Raw genomic sequence first — 8,822 nt, 5'->3', positions numbered from 1 at the left:
GTGTAGATGATGGCGACGACCGAGAGCGTGAAGATCAGCGGCGCGAACATCTCCGACGCCAGCGGGAACATCGGCAGCGAGAAGCGCAGGAAGCCGTATCCGCCCATCTTCAACAGGATGCCGGCCAGGATGACCGAACCCGCCGTCGGCGCCTCGACATGCGCGTCGGGCAGCCAGGTGTGCACCGGCCACATCGGCATCTTCACCGCGAAGGAGGCGAAGAAGGCGAGCCACAGCCAGGTCTGCATGTTGGCCGGGAAGTTGTGCGTCAGCAGCGTGGTGATGTCGGTCGTGCCGGACTGGAAGAACATCGCCATGATGGCGAGCAGCATCAGCACCGAGCCGGCAAGCGTATAAAGGAAGAACTTGAACGAGGCATAGACGCGCCGCTTGCCGCCCCAGACACCGATGATGATGAACATCGGGATCAGGCCGCCCTCGAAGAAGACGTAGAAGAGCACGATGTCGAGCGCGCAGAACACGCCGATCATCAGCGTCTCGAGGATCAGGAAGGCGATCATGTAGGCCTTGACGCGCTTCTCGATCGCATCCCACGAGGCCAGGATGCAGAGCGGCATCAGGAAGGTGGTCAGGATGACGAACAGCATCGAGATGCCGTCGACGCCCATATGGTAGGAGATGCCCGAATCCAGCCAGGCGTGCTTCTCGACGAATTGGAAGCCGGCCTGCGAATTATCGAAGCCCTTCCAGATGAACAGCGACACCACGAAGGTGAACGCCGTCGTGATGAAGGCGATCGAGCGGATGTTGCGGCGCGCGTTTTCGCTGTCGTCGCTGATCGGCAGAATGAGCAGAACACCAACCAGCGGCAGGAAGGTGACCAGCGAGAGGATTGGCCAGTCGGTCATCAGAGCATCATCCAGGTGACGAGAGCGGCCACGCCGATCAGCATGGCGAAGGCATAGTGGTAGAGGTAGCCGGTCTGCAATTTGACGACGCGGTTGGTGACGTCGACGATGCGCGCCGAGATGCCGTCCGGGCCGAGCCCGTCGATGATGGCGCCGTCACCGGTCTTCCATAGGAACCGGCCGAGGCGCTTCGCCGGCCGCACGAAAAGGAAGTCGTAGAGCTCGTCGAAATACCATTTGTTGAGCAGGAAGCCGTAGAGCAGGCGATGGTTGGCGGCGACGCTCCGGGGCAGTTCTGGCGAGCGGATGTAGAACTTCCACGCGACCGCAAAGCCGATGACCATGGCGATGAACGGAGCCAGTTCCACCCACAACGGCAATTCGTGGATCTCGTGCAGGATGTGGTTGTCCGGCAGCGTGAACAGCGAGGCCTTCCAGAACTCGGCATAGCCCTCGCCGATGAAGGCGCCGTGGAAGATGATGCCGGCAAACAGCGCGCCGGCAGCCAGCACGTAGAGCGGCACCAGCATCACCGGCGGCGATTCATGCACGTGATGCATGACCTCGTGGCTGGCGCGCGGCTCGCCGTGGAAGGTCATGAAGATCAGTCGCCAGGAATAGAAGCTTGTGAAGGCGGCGGCGATCACGAGCAGCACGAAGGCAAAGCCCGCGACCGCGTTGTGGCTGGCAAAGGACGCTTCGATGATGGCGTCCTTGGAGAAGAAGCCGGCGGTGCCGATCACCGTCGCCGGGATCCCGACGCCGGTCAGCGCCAGGGTGCCGATCACCATCATCCAGTAGGTCTTGGGGATGAGCGTCCTCAACCCGCCCATCAGGCGCATGTCCTGCTCGTCGGAGACGGCGTGGATGACCGAGCCCGAGCCGAGGAAGAGCAGCGCCTTGAAGAAGGCATGCGTGAACAGATGGAAGATCGCCGCGCCATAGGCGCCGACGCCGAGCGCCACGAACATATAGCCGAGCTGCGAGCAGGTCGAATAGGCGATGACGCGCTTGATATCGTTCTGGACAAGGCCGACGGTGGCCGCGAAGAAGGCGGTGAAGGCGCCGATGAAGGTGACGACGGTCAGCGCCGAATGCGACAGCTCGAACAGCGGCGAGAGCCTCGCCAGCATGAACACGCCGGCCGTCACCATGGTCGCGGCATGGATCAGCGCCGAGACGGGCGTCGGGCCTTCCATGGCATCGGGCAGCCAGGTGTGCAGCGGCACCTGCGCCGACTTGCCCATGGCGCCCATGAACAGCAGCAGGCACACCACCGTTAGCGCCGTGTGCTTGTCGAGCGCATGGCCGAGGAAGGTGAGCACCGCGGCGCCCTCCGGCGCGCCTTCGGCCGGAAGGAAGGAGGCTGCGTTGGCAAAGACTGTGCCGAGATTGACCGAGCCGAACAGCACGAAGACGCCGAAGATGCCGAGCGCGAAGCCGAAGTCGCCGACGCGGTTGACGACGAAGGCCTTGATCGCCGCGGCGTTGGCGGAGGGCTTCTTGTACCAGAAGCCGATCAGCAGATAGGAGGCGAGGCCGACGCCTTCCCAGCCGAAGAACATCTGCACCAGATTGTCAGCCGTCACCAGCATCAGCATCGCGAAGGTGAACAGCGACAGATAGGCGAAGAAGCGCGGCCGGTTCGGATCGTGGTGCATGTAGCCGATCGAATAGATATGGACCAGCGCCGACACGGTGTTGACGACGACCAGCATCACCACCGTCAGTGTGTCGATCCTGAGCGCCCAGGCGACGTCGAGCCCGCCCGCCTGGATCCAGCGCAGCACCGGCACGGTGAACACTTCGCCATGGCCGAAGCCGACGGTGAAGAAGGCGATCCACGACAGCACCGCCGCGATCACCAGGAAGCCGGAAGTGATGTATTCGGATGCCTTGGCGCCGAGCGAATTGCCGAACAGGCCGACAATCAGGAAGCCGAGCAGCGGAAGGAAGACGATGGCCTGGTACATGGTTGTTCCCGTCAACCCTTCATCTGGTTCACGTCTTCGACCGCTATCGAGCCGCGGTTGCGGAAGAAGACGACAAGAATGGCAAGTCCGATCGCGGCCTCCGCCGCGGCGACCGTCAGCACGAACAGGGCGAATACCTGCCCTACGAGGTCATGCAGCGCCGCCGCGAAGGCGACGAAGTTGATGTTGACCGCGAGCAGGATCAGCTCGATCGACATCAGGATGACGATGATGTTGCGGCGGTTCAAAAAAATGCCGAACACGCCGAGCGTGAACAGGATCGCCGATACGGTCAGATAATGCGCGATGCCGACGACCATCTCAGATACCCTCGCCCGACTTGACCTTGCGGATTTCCATGCCCGTTGCCGGCGTGCGGCCGACCTGGGCGGCGATCGACTGCCGCTTGACGCCTTCCTTGTGGCGCAGCGTCAGCACGATGGCACCGATCATGGCGACCAGAAGCACGAGGCCGGCGATCTGGAAATAATAGAGATAGTCCGTGTAGAGGATGTCGCCGAGCGCCGCCGTGTTGGAGCGCGCGGCGAGGTCCGGCGTTGCCTTCGCCACCGTCGAGGCAAGCTGCGGCGCGAAGCTGTAGCCGCCGAGCACGACGATCAGTTCCGCCGCCAGGATCAGTCCGACCAGCGCGCCGATCGGCGCATATTGCAGCGCGCCCTGCTTCATCTCCGCGAAGTCGACGTCGAGCATCATGACGACGAAAAGGAACAGCACCATCACAGCGCCGACATAGACGACGAGCAGGATCATCGCCAGGAACTCGGCGCCGGTCAGCATGAACAGGCCAGCGGCATTGAAGAAGGTGAGGATCAGGAACAGCACCGAATGCACGGGGTTGCGCGACGAAATGACCATGAAGGCCGACGCCACGGCGATAAAGGCGAAGAGGTAGAAAAAGACCGCCTCTAGTCCACTCAGCATGGGGTTCCCTCGGGTTCCTGTCCGAACACTGGCTCAGCGCCCCTGCTCGATGTCGCCGCCGCCTCTGGCTGGCAAAGTTGCGTGTTCCTATCGCATGTTCCGATCGGGTTGAAAGACCCGATCGAAAGAAACATGCGACACTCTTTTCATTCCGGAGGATGATCTGGTCCGAAAGTCTGCAACTTTCGGTGACCATCCTTTGGACGAGGCCCTCGCCCCGTCCATGCGTCAAATCTCAGCGATAGGGCGCGTCCAACGCGATGTTGCGCGCCAGCTCACGCTCCCAGCGATCGCCGTTCGCGAGCAGCTTTTCCTTGTTGTAGTAAAGCTCCTCGCGCGTCTCGGTCGCGAATTCGAAATTCGGCCCCTCGACGATGGCGTCGACCGGGCAGGCTTCCTGGCAGAAGCCGCAATAGATGCACTTCACCATGTCGATATCGTAGCGCACGGTGCGCCGCGTACCGTCGTTGCGGCGCGGGCCGGCTTCGATGGTGATCGCCTGTGCCGGACAGATCGCCTCGCAAAGCTTGCAGGCGATGCAGCGCTCCTCCCCATTGGGGTAGCGGCGCAGCGCGTGCTCGCCGCGGAAGCGCGGGCTGGTCGGTCCCTTCTCGTGCGGATAGTTGATCGTCTCCTTCGGCGCAACGAACTGGCGCATCGACAGGAAGAAGGCGCTGACGAAATCCTTCAGCAGCAGGGCCTTTGCGGCTTGGGCAAGAGCGGACATCACGCAAACCCCGTGATCTTGAGGAAGGCCGCGGTGGCGACGACCATGAACAGCGAGATCGGCAGGAAGACCTTCCAGCCTAGCCGCATCAGCTGATCATAGCGGTAGCGCGGCACAAACGCCTTCACCATCGAGAACATGAAGAACACCAGGCAGACCTTGAGCACGAACCAGATCAGGCCCGGCACCCAGGTGAAGGGCGCGAAGTCGAACGGTGGCAGCCAGCCGCCGAGGAACAGGATGGTGGCCAGCGCGCACATCAGGACGACGGCGACGTACTCGCCCAGGAAGAAGAGCAGGAACGGCGTCGACGAATATTCGACCATGTGTCCGGCGACGAGTTCCGATTCCGCTTCCACCAGATCGAAGGGCGGACGGTTCGTCTCGGCCAGCGCCGAGATGAAGAACACGATGAACATCGGGAACAGCGACAGCCAGTGCCAGTCGAGGAAGGTGTTGGGCAGGCCGAGCTTGGTGCCGAGGCCATCCTGCTGCGAGAGCACGATGTCGGAGAGGTTGAGCGAGCCGACGCAAAGCAGCACGGTGACGATGACGAAGCCGATCGACACCTCGTAGGACACCATCTGCGCGGCTGAGCGCAGCGCGCCCAGGAACGGATATTTCGAGTTCGATGCCCAGCCGCCCATGATCACGCCGTAGACCTCGAGCGAGGAGATGGCGAAAACATAAAGGATGCCGACATTGATGTTAGCGATAGCCCAGCCTTGATTGACCGGAATGACCGCCCAGGCCGAGATCGCGAGCACGGCTGAGACCAGTGGCGCCAGCAGGAAGACGCCCTTGTTGGCGCCCGACGGGATCACCGGCTCCTTGAAGACGAATTTCAAAAGGTCGGCGAAGGCCTGCAGCGTGCCCCAGGGACCGACCACGTTCGGGCCGCGGCGCAGCTGCACCGCAGCCCAGATCTTGCGGTCGGCATAAAGCACGTAAGCCACAAAGATCAAAAGAACGACGATCAGCACGACCGACTTCAACAGGATCAGCAGCGCCGGCAGCACGTAGAAGGAAAAGAAGGTGTCCATGCTTATTCCGCCGCCTGCTTGAAGCCGCTCTTGGCCAGCGCCGAGCACTCAGCCATCACGGCCGAGGCCCGCGCGATCGGGTTGGTGAGATAGAAGTCCTTCACCGGCGAGGTGAAGGTGCCCTTGTTCAAGCGTCCGCCGAGCTTCGCCGCCCTGGCAACGCCGTCGGCGCTGCCCGCCGCGACATGATCGACGCGGGCAAGATGGGGGTATTCGCCATAGAGCTTCGCGCGCAGCTGCGCCAGCGAATCGAACGGCAGCTTCTTGCCGAGCACATCCGACAGCGCCCGCAGGATCGCCCAGTCCTCGCGCGCTTCGCCCGGGGCGAAACCGGCGCGGTTGGTCTGCTGCACGCGGCCTTCCGTGTTCACATAGGTGCCGGACTTTTCGGTGTAGGCAGCAGCCGGCAGGATGACATTGGCGCGGTGCGCGCCCGCATCGCCATGCGTGCCGATATAGACGACGAAGGCGCCGCCGGTCTTGGCCATGTCGATCTCGTCGGCGCCAAGCAGGAACAGGAGATCCGTCGCGCCCAGCATGCCGGCGACATTCTTGCCGCCCTCGCCCGGCACGAAGCCGACGTCGAGCCCGCCGACTCTGGCCGCCGCGTTGTGCAGCACCGCGAAGCCGTTCCACTCGGCCGTGACGGCATTGACGGTCGTCGCCAGCCTTGCCGCCTGGCCGAGCACTGCCGCGCCGTCCGAGCGCGCCAGGGCGCCCTGGCCGACGATGATCAGCGGATGCGCTGCATTCTTCAGCACCTCGAAGAACTTGCCGTTGCCGTCGGCCAAGTCCTTCAAGGATTCTGGGCCGGCGCCGATGAGCTCGTAGTCATAGCGCGTGTCGCCGATCTCGCCGATGACGCCGATCGGCAGGTTGCCGACGCGCCAGCGCTTGCGGATGCGGGCGTTGAGCACGGAGGCCTCGAAGCGCGGATTGGCGCCGACGATCAGCACCGCGTCGGCCTGCTCGATGCCTTCTATGGTCGGATTGAAGATGTAGCTCGCGCGGCCGAGCGACGGATCGAGCGCGGCGCCGTCCTGGCGGCAGTCGATGTTCTTGGAGCCGAGCGCCGCCATCAAAAGCTTGAGCGCATAGATTTCCTCGACCGCGGCGAGGTCGCCGGCGATCGCACCGACGCGCTCAGGGGCCGTCTTCGACACCTCGTCCTTGATCGCCGCGAAGGCTTCCGCCCAGCTTGCCGGAGCAAGCTTGCCGTTCTTGCGAACGTAGGGACGATCGAGGCGCTGGGTGCGCAGGCCATCCCAGATGAAGCGCGTCTTGTCCGAGATCCACTCCTCGTTCACGGCCTCGTTGACGCGCGGCAGGATGCGCATCACCTCGCGGCCGCGGCTATCGACGCGGATCGCCGAGCCGACGGCGTCCATGACGTCGATCGACTCCGTCTTGGTCAGCTCCCACGGCCGCGCCTGGAAGGCGAACGGCTTGGAGGTCAGCGCGCCGACCGGGCAAAGGTCGATGACGTTGCCCTGGAGCTCGGAGGTCATCGCCTGTTCGAGATAGGTGGTGATCTCGGCATCCTCGCCGCGGCCGATCAGGCCGAGTTCGGAGATGCCGGCGACCTCGGTGGTGAAGCGGACGCAGCGCGTGCAGTGGATGCAGCGGTTCATCACCGTCTTGACCAGCGGACCGATATACTTGTCTTCGACCGCCCGCTTGTTCTCATGGTAGCGCGAGGAGTCGACGCCGAAGGCCATCGCCTGGTCCTGCAGGTCGCACTCGCCGCCCTGGTCGCAGATCGGGCAATCCAGCGGATGGTTGATCAGCAGGAACTCCATCACGCCTTCGCGGGCCTTCTTGACCATCGGCGTGTTGGTGAAGATTTCCGGCGCTTCGCCATTCGGGCCGGGGCGCAGGTCGCGCACGCCCATGGCGCAGGAGGCCTGCGGCTTGGGCGGGCCACCCTTCACCTCGATCAGGCACATGCGGCAATTGCCGGCGATGGACAACCGCTCATGGAAGCAGAAGCGCGGCACTTCCGCGCCGGCGTCCTCGGCCGCCTGCAGCAGCGTGTAATGGTCGGGTACCGTGATCTCTTTCCCGTCGACCTTGAGCTTTGCCATTCGCCTCAAACCCTCGCGGATTTCCCGCAATCTTTCGTTCCGGGGCGCGACTGCGCCCGGCATTTCATCTCACTACTTGGCGGCCAGCGCCGCCGCTTGGCCAGTCCAGTCGTCGCGGCCGACGCGGCCGGCGAGCGACAGGTAATCCTCGACCCAGGCGATCTCTTCCGCGGTCCAGGCAGCGATCTGGTCGTAGGACCAGATGCCAAGACCATTCAGCACCTTCTCCAGCTTCGGCCCGATGCCCGATATCGCCTTCAGGTCGGACGGCTTTGCCGGCTTGTCGATCGCCTTGGGCTGCCTGAAATCTTCCGGCATCAGACCGGTCGCGGCCGTTCCGGCTACCGTGTCGCCTCTCGCGTCGAGCGCCTTCTCAGCGCTGGCGTTCGCCGCGATGTCGGTCACATCCCTGGCGAAGGTCTGCGCCTCGGCGATCAGCGTCTCGGTCGCCTTGCGCGCCTTGGACGAATTGTTGGCGGCTTCGGTCCGCGCCTCGAGATCGTCGAGGAACGGCTGGAGCATGCGCTGCGAGGCTTCGACGGCGCCGGAGAACGCGCCCACCCAGACACCCAGGGCATGGTTGGCGAAACCGATGCCTACCGCCGATAGTGCAGCCACGCCCGCGACAGGATGCGCCATCAGGTTGACGGCGCTGGCCATCTCCCTCGGCATCATCTTGGTCAGGTCCGGGTTCATCTTCTCGAGTTCGTCCAAATAAGGCATCAGCGGGTAGGCTATCGAATACGGCGCCATAGACATCTCCTGGTCGTTTCTTCGTGCGCCCCGCCCCTGCTTTCCGTCCCGGGCAATGCCCGTCTTGCAAATCTATTCCGCCGCCGCCATCACCGGCTCGACCCGGTGCGCGTTGCGCGAAAACTCGTCGATGCGGCGCTCCACCTCGCCACGGAAATGCCGCATCAGGCCCTGGATCGGCCAGGCCGCGGCATCGCCCAGCGCGCAGATCGTGTGACCTTCCACCTGCTTGGTGACATCGAGCAGCATGTCGATCTCGCGCTTCTGCGCTTCGCCGCGCACCAGCCGTTCCATCCCCCGCCACATCCAGCCGGTGCCTTCGCGGCACGGCGTGCACTGGCCGCAGCTCTCATGCTTGTAGAAGTAGGAAAGCCTGGCGATCGCCTTCACGATATCGGTCGACTTGTCCATGACGATGACAGCCGCAGTGC

General features: G+C 63.6%; 9 protein-coding genes. All 9 read right to left on the bottom strand.

What is annotated here, in order from left to right; genetic code table 11:
• Nucleotides 1-869: NADH-quinone oxidoreductase subunit M (locus EOA60_RS09260; protein WP_164899240.1), on the bottom strand; the 869-nt coding region annotated here is incomplete at its 3' end.
• Entirely contained in the window at nucleotides 869-2,842 is a 1,974-nt protein-coding gene (gene nuoL / locus EOA60_RS09255; protein WP_128293055.1) for an NADH-quinone oxidoreductase subunit L, read from the bottom strand. The genes nuoL and EOA60_RS09260, both read right to left, overlap by 1 nt.
• Nucleotides 2,843-2,853: 11 nt before the next feature.
• A complete protein-coding gene (gene nuoK / locus EOA60_RS09250) occupies nucleotides 2,854-3,162 on the bottom strand; it encodes an NADH-quinone oxidoreductase subunit NuoK (protein WP_095826203.1) in 309 nt (102 codons plus the stop codon).
• A gap of 1 nt (nucleotide 3,163) precedes the next feature.
• Complete coding sequence (locus EOA60_RS09245) at nucleotides 3,164-3,784, bottom strand: NADH-quinone oxidoreductase subunit J (protein ID WP_066998787.1); 621 nt, start codon at nucleotides 3,782-3,784, stop codon at nucleotides 3,164-3,166.
• Nucleotides 3,785-4,019: 235 nt separating this feature from the next.
• Nucleotides 4,020-4,511: an NADH-quinone oxidoreductase subunit NuoI gene (nuoI, locus tag EOA60_RS09240; protein ID WP_066998784.1), complete on the bottom strand. Its 492-nt coding sequence runs from the start codon at nucleotides 4,509-4,511 to the stop codon at nucleotides 4,020-4,022.
• Nucleotides 4,511-5,554: an NADH-quinone oxidoreductase subunit NuoH gene (gene nuoH, locus EOA60_RS09235; RefSeq protein WP_066998780.1), complete on the bottom strand. Its 1,044-nt coding sequence runs from the start codon at nucleotides 5,552-5,554 to the stop codon at nucleotides 4,511-4,513. The genes nuoI and nuoH overlap by 1 nt, the downstream gene beginning before the upstream one ends.
• A gap of 2 nt (nucleotides 5,555-5,556) precedes the next feature.
• A complete protein-coding gene (gene nuoG, locus EOA60_RS09230; protein WP_095826204.1) occupies nucleotides 5,557-7,638 on the bottom strand; it encodes an NADH-quinone oxidoreductase subunit NuoG in 2,082 nt (693 codons plus the stop codon).
• Between the two features lie 72 nt (nucleotides 7,639-7,710).
• The gene (locus EOA60_RS09225) at nucleotides 7,711-8,391 is read right to left on the bottom strand and encodes an NADH-ubiquinone dehydrogenase (protein ID WP_095826205.1); all 681 of its coding nucleotides are present in this window, start codon (nucleotides 8,389-8,391) and stop codon (nucleotides 7,711-7,713) included.
• 72 nt (nucleotides 8,392-8,463) lie between these two features.
• Nucleotides 8,464-8,822, bottom strand: a 359-nt coding sequence (locus EOA60_RS09220; RefSeq protein ID WP_281060731.1) for an NADH-ubiquinone oxidoreductase-F iron-sulfur binding region domain-containing protein, incomplete at its 5' end; no start/stop codon positions are given.

Source organism: Mesorhizobium sp. M1A.F.Ca.IN.020.06.1.1 (genome assembly GCF_004023265.1).
In the GTDB taxonomy this organism is placed as follows: domain Bacteria; phylum Pseudomonadota; class Alphaproteobacteria; order Rhizobiales; family Rhizobiaceae; genus Mesorhizobium.
The sequence above is the reverse complement of the archived record's forward strand: the minus strand, read 5'-3'. Positions and strand labels throughout refer to the sequence as shown.

What these genes read in the sequence shown, in the direction of transcription:
- nuoI (WP_066998784.1), bottom strand. Translation starts at nt 4,511, where the DNA reads ATGTCCGCTCTTGCCCAAGCCGCAAAGGCCCTGCTGCTGAAGGATTTC.
- EOA60_RS09225 (WP_095826205.1), bottom strand. Translation starts at nt 8,391, where the DNA reads ATGGCGCCGTATTCGATAGCCTACCCGCTGATGCCTTATTTGGACGAA.
- EOA60_RS09245 (WP_066998787.1), bottom strand. Translation starts at nt 3,784, where the DNA reads ATGCTGAGTGGACTAGAGGCGGTCTTTTTCTACCTCTTCGCCTTTATC.
- nuoH (WP_066998780.1), bottom strand. Translation starts at nt 5,554, where the DNA reads ATGGACACCTTCTTTTCCTTCTACGTGCTGCCGGCGCTGCTGATCCTG.
- nuoL (WP_128293055.1), bottom strand. Translation starts at nt 2,842, where the DNA reads ATGTACCAGGCCATCGTCTTCCTTCCGCTGCTCGGCTTCCTGATTGTC.
- nuoK (WP_095826203.1), bottom strand. Translation starts at nt 3,162, where the DNA reads ATGGTCGTCGGCATCGCGCATTATCTGACCGTATCGGCGATCCTGTTC.
- nuoG (WP_095826204.1), bottom strand. Translation starts at nt 7,638, where the DNA reads ATGGCAAAGCTCAAGGTCGACGGGAAAGAGATCACGGTACCCGACCAT.